Here is a 14631-nt window from a genome sequence, read left to right as displayed (position 1 = left end):
GTGGAATTCCAGCACAGTGCCGGATCTCCAACAAGGGCCGCGTACCGTGCTGTGACCTGAGTGACGCGGCGTGAGCGCTGTGTCACGAGGCGTAGAAAGACTTAGAGGGGTGAATCGGACTAATCCGTACGGGTTGTCGAAGGGTGAACCCGGCCTCGGTCATTCCGGCGGAGAGTGGAATGGTGGCTTCAGGTACGCAATGTCCGTTTCCTTGGCGGCGTCTGACGGTCCGTAATGACCGAATTGACCGTCAACTCGTGAGCAAACTCACACGACACACACGCCTGCATCACCACTTCCCCAGGAATTGAATGTTTAACCTGTCGCGTTACAAAGGTGACTGCTTTGTCAACCGCCGCCGCCCGCCCCGGGCGGCCGAATGCCGATAGGTCGAAGACACCCGATGAAGACGATGATGCTCCGCAACATAGCCAACCCCCGGCGCACCACCCTGATCCACCTCAAGGACGCCGGCCAGCTGCCCGCCCCGGAGCAGCCGGAGCACACGCTCGACCTCCCCGCCCGGACGGCCAACCCCCGCCGTACGGTCCTGGTGGACGCCCCCGCGTCCTGACCCGCGGGACACGGACGGCCGCCCCCGGCACGGCGATGCGCGCCGGGGGTGAACCGCGCGGGAAGCCGGACCCCCTGCCGCGTTAGCCTGGAGCGTCAGACTCCAGCAGGTGTCATCAGCAACAGAGGGGCAACCGCATCCCGTGCGCATCGCCAGATTCTCCATCGACGGCAATGTTGCCTTCGGCGCGGTCGAGGACGCCGGCGCCGGCGGCCCCGGCGGGCTCGTCCTCGACATCATCAAGGGCATTCCGTTCGCGGACTTCGAGCTGTCCGGCACCAAGGTCCCGCTCGACAAGGTCCGGCTGCTGCCGCCCGTGCTCCCCAACAAGATCGTGGCCTTCGGCCGCAACTACGCGGAGCACGCGGCCGAGCTGGGCCACGAGGCCCCCGACGAGCCGTTCGCCTTCTTCAAGCCCTCCACCTCGGTGATCGGCTCCGGCGATGCCATCGTCTACCCCTCCTTCTCCCGGGAACTGCACTACGAGGCCGAACTGGCCGTCGTCATCGGCCGTATGTGCCGCGAGGTCCCCCGCGAGCGCGTCAAGGACGTCATCCTCGGCTACACCTGCGCCAATGACGTCACCGCCCGCGATGTGCAGCGGCGCGAGAAGCAGTGGGCCAGGGCCAAGGGCTTCGACACGGCCTGCCCCCTCGGCCCGTGGGTGGAGACGGACCTCGACCCGGGTGACCTCGCCATTCAGTGCACCGTCAACGGCGAACAGCGCCAGCTCGGCCGTACGAGCCAGATGATCCACTCCATCGAGGAGCTGATCGTCAACATCTCCGAGGCCATGACCCTGCTCCCGGGCGATGTGATCCTCACCGGCACCCCGGCGGGAGTCGGACCTCTCAACGTCGGCGACGAGGTCGCCGTCACCGTCCAAGGCATCGGCACTCTCACCAACAAGGTGATCAAGCGTGGCTAACGCGAACTCCCCCAAGCTCCCGGCTCCGCGCGAGCAGGGGGCACCCCCGCGCGTACGTTTCTGTCCCTCCCCGACCGGCAACCCGCATGTGGGCCTGGTCCGCACGGCGCTGTTCAACTGGGCCTTCGCCCGCCACAGCGGCGGCACCATGGTCTTCCGCATCGAGGACACCGACGCGGCCCGCGACTCCGAGGAGTCGTATGCGCAGCTGCTCGACGCGATGCGCTGGCTGGGCCTGGACTGGGACGAGGGCCCCGAGACGGGCGGCCCCCACGCGCCGTACCGCCAGTCGCAGCGGATGGACCTCTACCGGGACGTCGCCGACCGGCTCCTGGCCGGGGGATACGCGTACCACTGCTACTGCTCCCCCGAGGAGCTGGAGGTCCGCCGCGAGGCGGCGCGCGCGGCGGGCCGGCCGTCGGGCTACGACGGCCACTGCCGCGAGCTGACCGCCGAGCAGGTGGCGGCGTACGAGGCGGAGGGCCGCCCCGCCATCGTCCGCTTCCGGGTGCCCGACGAGACGATCACCTTCACCGACCTCGTCCGCGGCGAGCTGACCTTCACCCCGGAGAACGTGCCGGACTACGGCATCGTCCGTGCCAACGGCGCCCCGCTGTACACGCTGGTCAACCCCGTGGACGACGCGCTGATGGAGATCACGCACGTCCTTCGGGGCGAGGACCTGCTCTCCTCCACCCCCCGCCAGATCGCCCTCTACAAGGCGCTGATCGAGCTGGGGCTGGCCAAGGACATCCCCGCGTTCGGCCACCTCCCGTACGTGATGGGCGAGGGCAACAAGAAGCTCTCCAAGCGCGACCCGCAGGCGTCGCTGAACCTCTACCGCGAGCGCGGCTTCCTGCCGGAGGGCCTGCTCAACTACCTCTCGCTGCTCGGCTGGTCCTTCTCGGCCGACCAGGACGTCTTCTCGGTCGCCGAGCTGGTGGAGAAGTTCGACATCGCGGACGTCAACGCCAATCCGGCGCGGTTCGACCTCAAGAAGGCCGAGGCGATCAACGCGGACCACATCCGCCGGCTGGATGTGAAGGCGTTCACCGAGGCGTGCGAGCCCTGGCTGCGCGCCCCCTACGCGAACTGGGAGCCGGAGCGCTTCGACCGGGCCGCGTGGGAGGCGATCGCGCCGTACGCCCAGACCCGGCTGACGGTTCTGTCCGACATCACTGCCAATGTGGACTTCCTCTTCCGCGACGCCCCGGTCGAGGACGAGGCGTCCTGGGCCAAGGCCATGAAGCCGGGTGCGGCCGAGCTGCTGGCCACGGCCCGCGAGAAGCTCGGCGCGGCCGACTGGGCCGGCCCGGAGCCGCTGAAGGAGGCGGTCCTCGCCGCGGGCGAGGTCCACGGCCTCAAGCTCGGCAAGGCCCAGGCACCGGTCCGCGTCGCCGTCACCGGCCGTACGGTGGGCCTGCCGCTCTTCGAGTCCCTGGAGGTCCTGGGCAGGGAGAAGACGCTCGCCAGGATCGACGCGGCCCTGGCGAGGCTGGGCAACTGAGGACCCGGCCGGAGGGCCCGCCGCGGGTCCTCCGGGACCGGGGCGCCCCGGTCCCGCCGGGCGGCCCGTACGGCCGCGGCCGGAGGAACCCTCCGGCCGCGCACTGTGCGGACATCGGTGGACGGCACCCTGATCCCGCCGGGGGCGGCTACGGTTGGATCATGCCGATTCGCGCGGTCCTCTGGGACGTGGACGACACGATCTTCGACTATCACGGCGCCGACCGCCTGGGGATTCTCCGGCATCTGCGGGCCGAGGGCCTGGTCGGCGGGTACGACTCCGCCGACCAGGCCCTCGGGCGCTGGAAGGAGATCACCGCGGTGCACTGGGCGCGGTTCTCCGCGGGAGAGGTCGACTGGGAGGGGCAGCGGCGTGACCGGGTACGGATGTTCACCGGGCAGGCGCTGAGCGACGACGAGGCCGACGCGTGGTTCGACCGCTACATCGTCCACTTCGAGTCCGCCTGGACCCTCTTTCCGGACACCGTCCCCGTCCTGGACGTCCTCGCGGACGAGTACCGCCACGCCGTCCTGTCCAACTCCTCCCTCGTTGTCCAGGAGCGCAAGCTGACGGTCCTCGGGGTGCGCGACCGGTTCGAGGCCGTCGTCTGCGCGGCCGAGCTGGGCTTCTCCAAGCCCGACGCCCAGGCGTTCCACACCGCGTGCGAGGCCATCGGGCTGCCGCCGGAGGAGGTGGCGTACGTGGGTGACGAGCCCGACATCGACGCGCGCGGGGCGGTCGAGGCGGGACTGACCGGGATCTGGCTGGACCGCACCGGAATCGGCGGGCGTCCCGAGCTGATCCGGATCACCGGTCTCGACCAGCTCCCGGCCCTGTTGCGGGGCGATACCCGTTTTGGAGCGCCGTCCACCTTCGGGTAATGTTCTTCCTGCGCCGCCCGCGCAGGACCGAGAGGCCAGGCCGGACAGTGCAAGACCAAACAGAGCCCCCGCCCGGGGGTTGCGTTTTGGTGGCCTATGGTGTAATTGGCAGCACGACTGATTCTGGTTCAGTTAGTCTAGGTTCGAGTCCTGGTAGGCCAGCTCGCAGAGCTTATCTGCAAAGCCCCCGTTGTGTAGCGGCCTAGCACGCTGCCCTCTCAAGGCAGTAGCGCCGGTTCGAATCCGGTCGGGGGTACAGATCCATCCTGCTGATCACCTGGGTCGCTCCCGTTGATCGCGCAGTGACACAGCCCGGCCCCGCCGGGTGGGATCGCTAGGGCCCCCGTTGTGTAGCGGCCTAGCACGCCGCCCTCTCAAGGCGGTAGCGCCGGTTCGAATCCGGTCGGGGGTACTGGTCTAAACCACCATGGGCTATGGTGTAATTGGCAGCACGAGTGATTCTGGTTCATTTAGTCTAGGTTCGAGTCCTGGTAGCCCAGCGGATCTCCGAGATCTTCCCTTTGCCCCCGTTGTGTAGCGGCCTAGCACGCTGCCCTCTCAAGGCGGTAGCGCCGGTTCGAATCCGGTCGGGGGTACAGAGAGAGAAGCCCTTCGCGCAAGCGCGGAGGGCTTCTTCGTGTCCGCTCCCGGACCGGCGCCGCGGGGGCCGGTCGGCCCGGCGGGGGTGGCGGGAACGTCCCGTATCCGCCACCGAGTTGGGACGGCGGCCAAACCGGGCGCGCGATGCGGGAGTTCCTCTTCCGGATGTGCTCGGGTGCTTCCGGTGTACTGCCCGGTACGCGGCCCGGTGTGCTCCGCGTCAGCCGTTGCGGCGCAGTGCCTCGCTCAGCCGCAGGGCCGCGTCGATGACCGCCTGCGCGTGCATCCGGCCCGGGTGCCGGGTCAGGCGCTCGATCGGTCCGGACACCGAGACGGCGGCGACCACCCGGTTCGACGGGCCCCGCACGGGCGCCGAGACCGAGGCCACACCCGGCTCGCGCTCACCGATCGACTGCGCCCAGCCCCTGCGCCGTACGCCGGAGAGCGCCGTCGCCGTGAAGCGGGCACCCTGGAGGCCGCGGTGCAGCCGCTCGGGCTCCTCCCACGCCATCAGGATCTGCGCCGACGAGCCGGCCTTCATCGTCAGCGTCGAGCCGACCGGGACGGTGTCCCGCAGTCCGGACAGCCGCTCGGCCGCCGCCACGCAGATCCGCATGTCTCCCTGGCGGCGGTAGAGCTGCGCGCTCTCGCCCGTCACATCGCGCAGATGTGTGAGCACGGGCCCCGCCGTGGCCAGCAGCCGGTCCTCGCCGGCCGCCGCGGCCAGCTCCGCCAGGCGCGGACCCAGGATGAACCGGCCCTGCATGTCCCTCGCCACCATCCGGTGGTGTTCGAGAGCCACGGCCAGCCGGTGGGCCGTGGGTCGTGCGAGCCCTGTCGCCGCGACCAGCCCGGCGAGGGTGGCCGGACCGGACTCCAGTGCGCTCAGAACCAGAGCCGCCTTGTCGAGAACGCCGACGCCGCTAGAGTTGTCCATGAAACGATACTCGCGTCTCACACTGTGAAACGCAAGTTCAATTTTCCGGAGAACCCGACAGTCTGTAGAAGCGGCCCACGGACCATCGGGCTCGCACAAGATCTCTAGTGGGTGCCGGCACCGTGGCCGGCCGGAGGGAAAGCGATGGGTAGGACACTCGCGGAGAAGGTCTGGGACGACCATGTCGTCCGGCGCGCCGAGGGCGAGCCCGACCTTCTCTTCATCGATCTGCACCTGCTGCACGAGGTGACCAGCCCCCAGGCGTTCGACGGCCTCCGTCTCGGCGGCCGCCGGGTGCGGCGGCTCGACCTCACCATCGCCACCGAGGACCACAACACCCCGACCCTCGACATCGACAAGCCCATCGCCGACCCGGTCTCCCGTGTCCAGCTGGAGACCCTGCGCAAGAACTGCGCGGAGTTCGGCGTACGGCTGCACCCGCTCGGCGATGTCGAGCAGGGTGTCGTCCATGTCGTGGGCCCCCAGCTGGGACTGACCCAGCCCGGCACCACCGTGGTCTGCGGCGACTCGCACACGTCCACGCACGGCGCCTTCGGCGCGCTGGCCTTCGGTATCGGCACCTCTCAGGTCGAGCATGTGCTGGCGACCCAGACCCTGCCGATGGCCCGCCCCAAGACCATGGCGATCACCGTCGAGGGCGAGCTGCCCGACGAGGTCACCGCCAAGGACCTGATCCTCGCGATCATCGCGAAGATCGGCACCGGCGGCGGCCAGGGCTACATCCTGGAGTACCGCGGCCCGGCCATCGAGAAGCTGTCGATGGAGGCCCGGATGACCATCTGCAACATGTCGATCGAGGCGGGCGCGCGGGCGGGCATGATCGCCCCCGACCAGATCACCTTCGACTATCTGCGCGGCCGCGACCACGCCCCCGAGGGCGCGGACTGGGACGCGGCGGTCGCGTACTGGAAGACTCTGCGCACCGACGACGACGCCGTCTTCGACGCCGAGGTCGTCATCGACGCCGCCGCGCTCGCCCCGTTCGTCACCTGGGGCACCAACCCCGGCCAGGGCGCGCCCCTGTCGTCGAATGTCCCCGACCCGGCTTCGTACGAGGACGCTTCGGAGCGGCTCGCCGCCGAAAAGGCCCTGGAGTACATGGGGTTGACCGCGGGCCAGGCGCTGCGCGACATCCATGTCGACACCGTCTTCGTAGGCTCCTGTACCAACGGCCGTATCGAGGACCTGCGCTCGGCCGCCTCGATCCTGGACGGCCGCAAAGTGGCCGACGGCGTACGGATGCTGGTCGTCCCCGGCTCGGTCAGGGTCGCCCTCCAGGCCGTCGAGGAGGGCCTGGACAAGGTCTTCACCGCCGCGGGCGCCGAATGGCGGCACGCCGGCTGCTCGATGTGCCTGGGCATGAACCCCGATCAACTCGCGCCCGGCGAGCGCTCCGCGTCCACGTCCAACCGCAACTTCGAGGGCAGGCAGGGCAAGGGCGGCCGGACCCATCTGGTCTCCCCCCAGGTCGCCGCGGCCACCGCCGTACTGGGCCATCTGGCCTCCCCGGCCGACCTGTCCGACGACGCCGCCCGTACGCCCGCTGGAGTCTGATCAGCCATGGAAGCATTCACCGCACACACCGGCCGGGCCGTCCCGCTGCGCCGCAGCAACGTCGACACCGACCAGATCATCCCGGCCCACTGGCTGAAGAAGGTCACCCGCGACGGCTTCGAGGACGGGCTCTTCGAGGCCTGGCGCAAGGACCCCGGGTTCGTGCTCAACCGGCCCGAGCGGCAGGGAGCGACGGTCCTGGTCGCCGGCCCCGACTTCGGCACCGGCTCCTCCCGTGAGCATGCCGTCTGGGCGCTCCAGAACTACGGCTTCAAGACCGTCATCTCCTCCCGGTTCGCCGACATCTTCCGCGGGAACTCGCTCAAGAACGGTCTGCTGACCGTGGTTCTGCCGCAGGAGAGCGTCGACCGTCTGTGGGAGCTGACGGAGGCCGACCCGGCCGTCGAGATCACCGTCGACCTGGAGGCGCGCGAGGTCCGGGCGCCCGGATTCACCGTCGGCTTCGAACTGGACGAGAACGCCCGCTGGCGGCTGCTGAACGGCCTCGACGACATCAGCCTCACCCTTCAGAACGAAGCGGACATCGCGGCTTACGAGGCGTCCCGGCCCTCCTTCAAACCGCGCACAATTCAGGTCTGATCAGCGCTTTTCCCAAACCGCGCCCCCCACCCTCCGGTGGGGGGCGCAGTCGTGCGTTGAGCCCCTGCCGGGCGACAACTCGCCCCAGATGGCACAATCGGTGCATGGAACGCGACAACCAACTCAAGCTCTACGAGGAGGTCGCGGCCCGATTGAAGGAAGCGCACACAGCAGTGCGCGAACTGCAAGTCCCGGAGGGCGTACGGATGGCGCTGTCCCGGAAGCTGCTGGTCATCACGGCTGCGGCGAAGCACGATCTCCCGGATGCGGCACGGCGTCTGGACCGCTTGATGCAGGACCTCGACGAGGGCCGATTCCCTGAAGGCGACTGACACCCGAACTCGCGAAGGGTCGACATCCACGGTCGACTTCGTTGCGGCACTAGGGTGATTAGCCCGTTTCGTGTTTGATTTGCGGTATATATCTGCCTAACGTGCGAAAAAGCCTGGACAGATTCGTTCCGGCAATGTCTCCGAAGGGGAAGACGTGAACAAGGCGCAGCTCGTAGAAGCGATTGCCGACAAGCTCGGCGGCCGTCAGCAGGCCGCGGACGCCGTCGACGCGGTGCTTGACGCGATCGTCCGCGCGGTCGTCGCCGGAGACCGGGTCTCGGTCACCGGCTTCGGCTCGTTCGAGAAGGTCGACCGTCCCGCCCGCTACGCCCGCAACCCGCAGACGGGTGAGCGGGTGCGGGTCAAGAAGACCTCGGTACCGCGTTTCCGTGCGGGCCAGGGGTTCAAGGACCTGGTCAGCGGCTCGAAGAAGCTTCCGCGCGGTGGCGAGGTCGCGGTCAAGAAGGCACCCAAGGGCAGCCTCTCGGGCGGTCCTTCCACCCGTACGACCGCGAAGGCCGCGGCCAAGAAGGCCACCGCCAAGAAGGCGGCGGCGAAGAAGGCCGCTCCGGCGAAGAAGGTCACGGCCAAGAAGACCGCCGTGAAGAAGACCGTGGCCAAGAAGACCACGGCCACGAAGAAGACCGCCGCCAAGAAGACCACGGCGAAGAAGGCCACCGCCAAGAAGGCGGCGGCCAAGAAGACCGCCCCGGCGAAGAAGGCCACCGCGAAGAAGGCGCCGGCCAAGAAGGCGACCGCGCGTACGACCGCCGCCAAGAAGACCGCTACCAGGAAGAGGTAGAGGTAAGCGGCCCCGGGCCACAGGGCCGCTCACGCGCCGGGCCGGGCTCCCCGAGGGGAGCCCGGCCCGCGGCGTATCCGGCGCCGGGGTCCTCGGCCCGTCCGGCGTTCGGAGTACGGGCAGGCCCTCCGGCCCGTCCGGCCCGTCCGGCCCGTCCGGCCCGGAGGCGCGGGCGGCCTGTCCCAGAGCTTCCGGCCTGCCGGAGCGCATCGCTTTCGCCCGTGCGGCGCCTGGGGGAGGGCGGCCTGCGACGGTCGGCCCGAGCCCGCGGGGGCGCGGTACGGGCAGCTTTTCCGGGCCCGCGCCTTCCGGGCCCGCGCCTTCCGGCCCGCCCGGTGGCCGAAGGGAGACACCCCTCCGGCCGTCCGGCGCCCGATCACGGCGGACTGCGCCCGATCACGGCGGAGGCCCGCTCCGGATTCCCGGATTCCCGGGGGGCGAGACGGAGATCCCTCGCACGGCGCGGAGGGGACACGGCTTCCGCCCGCCCTGCGCCGGGGGAGCGACGGCGGGCCGCCGCGGCGGTCAGAGCGTCTGAAGCGTCACCAGCGTGATACGCAGCCCCGCGCCCTCGCCCTCGGTCTCGATCCGGACCCGCTGCCCCGGCCGCAGCAGCCGCAGCCCGCCCGCGTCGAAGGCGGCGGCGTCGAATTCCACCGGGGTGCCGTCGTCGAGCAGCACACTGCCGCTGCGGGTCTCGGGGTCGTACGTGTACGAGGTCGCCTGCATGGAACGAGAGCTTAGGGCGTTTCCCGGTGATCCGCCGGACCCCCGCAGGCCCCCGGGCGGCGGGCGGCGGAGCGCGCCGGGCCCACCGCTCCCGTACCGCACCCCTCCTCCCGGGGCATCGCGGGCAGGGGGCCCGCACCGCCCTCCGGAAGGGCCGGATCCCCGGCGGAGGGCTCCCGGCCCCGTCCCACCGCGGAGAACGGGCCCCGTCCCCACCCCGCCGCGGCGCCCGCCGTGAGGAGACGGGACGTGCACGGGCCCACTCCGAGGGCGAGCGCGGCCGTCAGATCGTCCGGCGTGTCCACGTCCCGGCGTACCGAATCGATACCGTCGAGCGGGATTTCCACAGCACCCGAAGCCGAATGCCGGCGCCGGGACAGGCCCCCGAATCCGGGGCGCAATTCGACGCCCGGGGCCGCCGTGAGCAATGTCGTGCCGATACCGGCGCTGTCCGTCAGAAAAGCGCGCGGAAATCCCGTCGCGTACACCAGCACCCGGGCCAGTTCCAGCGGGCGCAGCGCGGGCAGATCCGCGTTCAGCGCGGCCACCGGGGCGTCGGGCCGCAGTTCCCGGACCGCCTGCGCGCCGTGTGCCAGCGCGGCGTTGAGCCCCGCGCCCGGCATGTCCGGCACGATCCTGGCACCCTGCGCGGCGAGCTCCGCACCGGCCACCGGATCGTCCGTGACGACTGCCACATCCCGCACGGCCGGGCAGGCCAGTACCGCCGCCACGGTGTCCTGTGCGAACGCGAGCGCGAGCCGCTGCCGCGGAATGCCGTCGGCGGCCGGGGCCAGTCGGCTCTTGGCCAGTACAAGGGGTTTCAGCGGGACCACCAGGGACCAGTGGGCCGTCGGGTCGGTGTCCGTGGTCAGCTCTCCGTCCGTACGCATCGGCCCCCATTGTGGCCCGGCCCTGTGACAAACCGGGGGGCCGGTCCGGTGACCGGGGCGTACCGTGTGCTCGACAGAGCAGGGGCCCGGGGCGACACTTGACCCCCGGCGACCCGGCGAAGGCCAGGTCACAGAAGAAGGGTGTCCGCGTGTCCCGCCGTAGAATCGGCTTCTGGTACCGCCTGGCGGCGGTCATCGCAAAACCGCCGCTGTTGGTTCTGTTCAAGCGGGACTGGCGGGGAATGGAACACATTCCGGCCGACGGCGGATTCATCACCGTGGTCAATCACAACTCCTATCTCGACCCCCTTTCGTATGCGCACTTCCAGTACAACTCGGGACGGGTCCCGCGCTTTCTGGCGAAGGCCACCCTGTTCAAGGGCTCGTTCGTCGGGATGATGCTCCGCGGGACCAAGCAGATCCCCGTCTACCGCGAGACGACCAATGCGCTGGACGCGTACCGCGCCGCCGTCCTGGCCATTGAACGGGGCGAATGCGTCGCCTTCTATCCCGAGGGCACCATCACCCGCGACCCCGAAATGTGGCCCATGGCCGGGAAGACCGGCGCGGCCCGTATCGCGCTCCAGACGAAGGTGCCCGTCATTCCGGTCGCCCAGTGGGGCGCCAATCTCGCGATGCCGCCGTACGCCCGGGAGAAGAAGCTGCGGCTGTTCCCCCGCAAAACCCTGATCGTGCAGGCGGGACCCCCCGTCGACCTCAGCGGGTTCTACGATCTGGAGCCCACGCCCGAGGTGCTGCGCGACGCGACCGAGGCCATCATGGCCGCGATCACCGCGCTGCTCGAAGAGGTACGCGGCGAGAAGGCACCGGACGAGCCGTTCGACCACCGCACGGCCCGGGCAGAACAGCGGCGCAAGGCCGCAGGGGAAGGAACACAGTGACACACCCCGCCAAGGCGGCCGTCTTCGGAACCGGCTCATGGGGCACGGCCTTCGGCATGGTCCTCGCGGACGCGGGCTGCGAGGTGACCCTCTGGGGCCGCCGCGCCGAACTCGCCGAGGCCGTCAACACCACCCGCACCAACCCCGACTATCTGCCGGGCATCGAGCTTCCGTCCCGGCTGCGGGCCACCACCGACCCCGCCGAGGCACTCGACGGCGCGGACTTCACCGTCCTCGCCGTCCCCTCCCAGACGCTGCGCGGAAACCTCGCCGCCTGGGCGCCGAAGCTGCCCGCGGGGACCGTCCTCGTCTCCCTGATGAAGGGCGTCGAACTCGGCACCGCCAAGCGGATGAGCGAGGTCGTCGAGGAGGTCGCCGGGGTCCCCGGCGAGCGGGTCGCCGTCGTCACCGGGCCCAACCTCGCCAAGGAGATCGCCCAGCGGCTGCCCGCCGCCGCGGTCGTCGCCTGCCGGGACGCGGCGGTCGCCCAGCGGCTCCAGTCCGCGTGCCACACCCAGTACTTCCGCCCGTACACCAACACCGACGTCGTCGGCTGCGAACTGGGCGGCGCGGTGAAGAACGTCATCGGACTCGCCGTCGGCATCGCGGACGGCATGGGCCTCGGCGACAACGCCAAGGGCTCCCTGATCACCCGCGGGCTCGCCGAGACCACCCGGCTCGGCCTCGCGATGGGCGCGGACCCGCTGACGTTCTCCGGACTCGCCGGTCTCGGCGATCTCGTGGCGACCTGCTCCTCCCCCCTGTCGCGCAACCACACCTTCGGCCTGAACCTCGGCAAGGGCATGACCCTCCAGGAGACCATCGCGGTCACCCGGCAGACCGCCGAGGGCGTCAAGTCCTGCGAGTCGGTGCTCGATCTGGCCCGCCGGCACGGAGTCGACATGCCCATCACGGAGACGGTCGTCGGCATCGTCCACGAGGGCAAGCCGCCGGTGGTCGCGCTCAAGGAGCTGATGTCCCGCAGCGCGAAGCCGGAGCGCCGCTGACACACACCCGTCCGCCCCGGCGCCAACCGCCGGCACACCGGGTGGCGCACGGTAGTCTCAGGACGATATGAGCAGCGAGAACCTCCCCCAGAGCCCTGAGCCGCAGAGCCTTGCCCGGCGGAGCGACGGGCAGCCGTCCCGCAAGCCGCGCGTCGCCGTCGTCTTCGGCGGCCGCAGCTCCGAACACGGGATCTCCATCGTCACCGCCGGCGCCGTGCTGCGGGCCATCGACCGTACGAAGTACGACGTCGTCCCCATCGGCATCACGGCGGAGGGCCGCTGGGTGCTCACCGCCGACGAGCCGGACCGGATGGCGATCACCGAGCGCCGTACCCCCCGGGTGGCGGAGCTGGCCGAGTCCACCGACGGCGGTGTCGTCCTCTCCGTGGATCCCGCCAACCGCGAACTCGTCTACAGCGAGCCGGGCGCCGTGCCCAAGGCGCTCGGCGAGGTCGACGTCGTCTTCCCCGTACTGCACGGCCCGTACGGGGAGGACGGCACCCTCCAGGGGCTGCTGGAGCTGTCCGGAGTGCCCTACGTCGGCTCCGGGGTGCTCGCCTCGGCCGTCGGCCAGGACAAGGAGTACATGAAGCGGGTCTTCATCTCCTTCGGGCTGCCCGTCGGCCCGTACGAGGTGATCCGGCCGCGCGAGTGGGAGCTGGACCCCGCCGCCGCCCGCAAGAAGATCATCGGCTTCGCGGGCGAGCACGGCTGGCCGCTGTTCATCAAGCCCGCGCGGGCCGGCTCCTCCATCGGCATCACCAAGGTCGACTCCGCCGACGGCCTGGACGCGGCGGTTGAGGAGGCCCGGCGCCACGACCCCAAGATCCTCGTCGAGGCGCTGGTGCGCGGCCGGGAGATCGAGTGCGGTGTGCTGGAGTTCGAGGACGGCCCCCGCGCCAGCGTCCCGGCCGAGATCCCGTCGGTGCAGTCGCACGACTTCTACGACTTCGATGCCAAGTACATCGACTCGGCGCCGGGGATCGTGCCCGCGCCGCTCACCGAGGAGCAGACCGCCGAGGTGCGGCGGCTCGCGGTGGACGCCTTCGACGCCGCGTCCTGCGAGGGCCTGGTCCGCGCGGACTTCTTCCTCACCGAGGACGGCCGGTTCGTGATCAACGAGATCAACACGATGCCCGGCTTCACCCCCATCTCCATGTACCCCCGTATGTGGCAGGAGACCGGCGTCTCCTACCCCGAACTGGTGGACCTCCTGATCCAGGCCGCGCTGCGCCGCTCCACGGGGCTCCGCTAGAGGCGGCCCCGCCGCACGGGGGTGCCGCGTGTGGCGCTCAGGGGATCTCCAGTGTGGCCGGCACGGTCCTGGCGACCGCGTCGGCCAGGTCGGCGAGCGGTGTGGAGTCGTGGGCGTACCGCTCGTCGAGGGTCACCTCGACGTAGGCCTCGCGGTAGGTCGTGGTGAAGCGGGGACCGTCGGTCCGCTGCTCCAGCATCCAGTTGACGCCGTTCGCCTCCACCCCGAGCGCCTGGGCGCTGCTCATCTTCGCGGGCCGGGGGACGCCGCAGCGCAGTACGATCGCGGCGTCACCCCAGCCGGCGGTCAGTTCCGAGGCCGGGTCCAGGTCGGTGCGGTCGTGCCCGGCGACCGTCTTCGGGAGTTCGTCGTGCAGGGCCGCGCACAGCACGGCTTCCTCGGGCGGGGGACTGGGAACCGGGACCGGAAGGGCGGTGTCCGATGTGGAGCAGCCCGCGACGGCGAGCAGTACCACGGCGGAGGCGGAGAGCAGTGCGGACCGGGCGGATGTCACCGGCCAAGCGTAGACGGGGGCTACAGGTGCACGACCGGGCAGGTCAGGGTTCGGGTGATGCCGTCCACTTGCTGGACCTTGGCGACCACCAGACGCCCCAGGTCGTCGACGGTGTCGGCCTGCGCGCGCACGATCACGTCGTAGGGGCCGGTGACGTCCTCGGCCTGCATCACTCCCGGAATCTTCCCGATGGTCTCGGCGACGGTCGACGCCTTGCCCACCTCGGTCTGAATCAGGATGTACGCCTGTACCACGGAACCTCCAGGGCGGCCCGGGGATCGTTTCCCCTACCTTCGGCGGGGAGACCCCAGGGGGGAGAAAGGGACGCCACGGTATCGCGTCGCCACGGGCCGGGGGGAGACCCGCGCGCCGGGTGGCGTCCGTAGTGTGGCGTGCGCAAAGCAGAAGTTGACGTATCTCTTGACGGATCTGCGGATCTCTTGCGTATCCCTTACGGGTCGGGCACGGGATTGTGTGTCCGGATCCGATGTCCGCGTACGGATGCCCGGTACGGATGCGTCGTACGGATGTCTTGCGCGGACCACGTGCGCATCCTTGACGGTACCCACCGCCATCGCGGCTCGCGACCGCGGGAAGC

General features: G+C 70.3%; 15 protein-coding genes, 5 tRNA genes and 1 pseudogene. 16 read left to right on the top strand and 5 right to left on the bottom strand.

From position 1 onward, the window contains the following. Positions 1–403: 403 nt before the first annotated feature. The 9 genes from ACFYT4_RS12115 to ACFYT4_RS12075 all read left to right on the top strand — a co-directional run bounded on the left by ACFYT4_RS12115 (position 404) and on the right by ACFYT4_RS12075 (position 4486). Positions 404–574, top strand: a complete 171-nt coding sequence (locus tag ACFYT4_RS12115; RefSeq protein WP_389267455.1) for a hypothetical protein — start codon at positions 404–406, stop codon at positions 572–574. 142 nt (positions 575–716) lie between these two features. Beyond that, complete coding sequence (locus ACFYT4_RS12110; RefSeq protein WP_389267535.1) at positions 717–1502, top strand: fumarylacetoacetate hydrolase family protein; 786 nt, start codon at positions 717–719, stop codon at positions 1500–1502. Then, positions 1495–3009, top strand: a complete 1515-nt coding sequence (gene gltX, locus ACFYT4_RS12105; protein WP_389267454.1) for a glutamate--tRNA ligase — start codon at positions 1495–1497, stop codon at positions 3007–3009. Before ACFYT4_RS12110 ends, gltX begins: the two co-directional genes overlap by 8 nt. 161 nt (positions 3010–3170) lie before the next feature. Then, the gene (locus ACFYT4_RS12100; protein WP_389267453.1) at positions 3171–3890 is read left to right on the top strand and encodes an HAD family hydrolase; all 720 of its coding nucleotides are present in this window, start codon (positions 3171–3173) and stop codon (positions 3888–3890) included. Positions 3891–3980: 90 nt separating this feature from the next. Then, positions 3981–4052: transfer RNA gene (locus ACFYT4_RS12095), tRNA-Gln, on the top strand. A 21-nt stretch (positions 4053–4073) separates the two neighbouring features. Next, a tRNA-Glu gene (locus ACFYT4_RS12090) sits at positions 4074–4146 on the top strand. An 83-nt stretch (positions 4147–4229) separates the two neighbouring features. Beyond that, a tRNA-Glu gene (locus tag ACFYT4_RS12085) sits at positions 4230–4302 on the top strand. A 16-nt stretch (positions 4303–4318) separates the two neighbouring features. Then, positions 4319–4390 (top strand) — tRNA-Gln (locus ACFYT4_RS12080). 23 nt (positions 4391–4413) lie between these two features. Next, positions 4414–4486, top strand: a tRNA-Glu gene (locus ACFYT4_RS12075). 224 nt (positions 4487–4710) lie between these two features. Here the strand turns inward: ACFYT4_RS12075 and ndgR are convergent. After that, positions 4711–5427: an IclR family transcriptional regulator NdgR gene (gene ndgR / locus ACFYT4_RS12070; RefSeq protein ID WP_389267452.1), complete on the bottom strand. Its 717-nt coding sequence runs from the start codon at positions 5425–5427 to the stop codon at positions 4711–4713. 144 nt (positions 5428–5571) lie between these two features. Between ndgR and leuC the strand changes: the two genes are divergently transcribed. The 4 genes from leuC (at position 5572) to ACFYT4_RS12050 (ending at position 8736) form a co-directional block, all read left to right on the top strand. Next, positions 5572–7002 carry a 3-isopropylmalate dehydratase large subunit gene (gene leuC / locus ACFYT4_RS12065; RefSeq protein ID WP_389267451.1) on the top strand — a complete coding sequence of 477 codons (1431 nt, stop codon included), beginning with the start codon at positions 5572–5574 and terminating at the stop codon, positions 7000–7002. Positions 7003–7008: 6 nt separating this feature from the next. Beyond that, the gene (gene leuD / locus ACFYT4_RS12060) at positions 7009–7602 is read left to right on the top strand and encodes a 3-isopropylmalate dehydratase small subunit (RefSeq protein WP_389267450.1); all 594 of its coding nucleotides are present in this window, start codon (positions 7009–7011) and stop codon (positions 7600–7602) included. 104 nt (positions 7603–7706) lie between these two features. After that, positions 7707–7934: a hypothetical protein gene (locus ACFYT4_RS12055; protein ID WP_389267449.1), complete on the top strand. Its 228-nt coding sequence runs from the start codon at positions 7707–7709 to the stop codon at positions 7932–7934. A gap of 154 nt (positions 7935–8088) precedes the next feature. Continuing rightward, positions 8089–8736, top strand: a complete 648-nt coding sequence (locus ACFYT4_RS12050) for an HU family DNA-binding protein (RefSeq protein ID WP_389267448.1) — start codon at positions 8089–8091, stop codon at positions 8734–8736. A 525-nt stretch (positions 8737–9261) separates the two neighbouring features. On the opposite strand, the gene ACFYT4_RS12045 is transcribed toward ACFYT4_RS12050, so the two are convergent. After that, on the bottom strand, positions 9262–9465 hold the full coding sequence (locus tag ACFYT4_RS12045; RefSeq protein ID WP_389267447.1) for a hypothetical protein: 204 nt from the start codon (positions 9463–9465) through the stop codon (positions 9262–9264). Positions 9466–9683: 218 nt separating this feature from the next. Continuing rightward, a pseudogene (gene cofC / locus ACFYT4_RS12040) lies at positions 9684–10355 on the bottom strand (2-phospho-L-lactate guanylyltransferase); the annotation flags it as partial. A gap of 149 nt (positions 10356–10504) precedes the next feature. Between cofC and ACFYT4_RS12035 the strand changes: the two are divergent. From ACFYT4_RS12035 to ACFYT4_RS12025, 3 genes are all read left to right on the top strand, one after another. Beyond that, positions 10505–11257, top strand: a complete 753-nt coding sequence (locus tag ACFYT4_RS12035) for a lysophospholipid acyltransferase family protein (RefSeq protein WP_389267446.1) — start codon at positions 10505–10507, stop codon at positions 11255–11257. Beyond that, a complete protein-coding gene (locus ACFYT4_RS12030) occupies positions 11254–12264 on the top strand; it encodes an NAD(P)H-dependent glycerol-3-phosphate dehydrogenase (RefSeq protein ID WP_389267445.1) in 1011 nt (336 codons plus the stop codon). Before ACFYT4_RS12035 ends, ACFYT4_RS12030 begins: the two co-directional genes overlap by 4 nt. A gap of 67 nt (positions 12265–12331) precedes the next feature. Further along, on the top strand, positions 12332–13519 hold the full coding sequence (locus tag ACFYT4_RS12025; RefSeq protein WP_389267444.1) for a D-alanine--D-alanine ligase family protein: 1188 nt from the start codon (positions 12332–12334) through the stop codon (positions 13517–13519). Positions 13520–13556: 37 nt separating this feature from the next. Here the strand turns inward: ACFYT4_RS12025 and ACFYT4_RS12020 are convergent, their stop codons facing one another. Together ACFYT4_RS12020 and ACFYT4_RS12015 are read right to left on the bottom strand one after the other, a co-directional pair. Continuing rightward, on the bottom strand, positions 13557–14033 hold the full coding sequence (locus ACFYT4_RS12020) for a DUF3515 domain-containing protein (RefSeq protein WP_389267443.1): 477 nt from the start codon (positions 14031–14033) through the stop codon (positions 13557–13559). 20 nt (positions 14034–14053) lie between these two features. Beyond that, positions 14054–14287, bottom strand: a complete 234-nt coding sequence (locus ACFYT4_RS12015; protein ID WP_389267442.1) for an Lrp/AsnC family transcriptional regulator — start codon at positions 14285–14287, stop codon at positions 14054–14056. Between the last annotated feature and the right edge of the window lie 344 nt (positions 14288–14631).

This window comes from Streptomyces sp. NPDC004609 (assembly GCF_042873655.1).
In the GTDB taxonomy this organism is placed as follows: domain Bacteria; phylum Actinomycetota; class Actinomycetes; order Streptomycetales; family Streptomycetaceae; genus Streptomyces.
Note: the sequence above shows the minus strand (reverse complement) of the source record. Positions and strands in the feature narration are given on the sequence as shown.